1 protein-coding gene is annotated in these 540 nt (G+C 41.5%); it reads left to right on the forward strand.

Annotated elements, in window-relative coordinates; translation table 11 throughout:
• Positions 1-351: 351 nt before the first annotated feature.
• Positions 352-540: GtrA family protein (locus J5224_RS34765; protein ID WP_264629360.1), on the forward strand; the 189-nt coding region annotated here is incomplete at its 3' end.

The following is a 540-nucleotide window of genomic DNA, read 5'->3' on the forward strand; positions in this document are numbered from 1 at the left end:
CTCGGTAGAGCAGTTGACTTTTAATCAATTGGTCGCAGGTTCGAATCCTGCACGACCCACCATTTCCGCAGATCTCTCCTTTTTCCTCTGATGTTTTCTTATCCGTACTTTCTCATCTGCATGAAACATCGCAACAAACACCGGTCTGTGTTTAGGCTTGAGCCAAAAGCGCGTTAGCGTCGATCGCAAAAGATAACCTAATCCCGATTAACCTTGCCTCCCGCCGTTTTAGTAGCACCTTTTTCAAGTCGAAACATCACCCTTCGTTTAGGCAAGAAGCGTTACTGTTGTGTAGATCATAGTCAGAATCAGTGATAAAATATCAAAAACTTAATAAAAAACGATTATTGAATGCTTAAATTATTCACTAAATATGTGAGCATCGGGATTATCAATACGGTTATTCACTGGGCTGTATTCGGCGCGCTGGTTTATCTTGCCGCATACGATCAATCGGTAGGAAACCTGATTGCATTTTTGGTTGCAGTCACATTTTCATTTTTTGCCAATGCAAAATTCACCTTTCAAGCCAGAGCTTCT

The sequence above is a fragment of the Candidatus Symbiopectobacterium sp. NZEC135 genome (genome assembly GCF_025962695.1).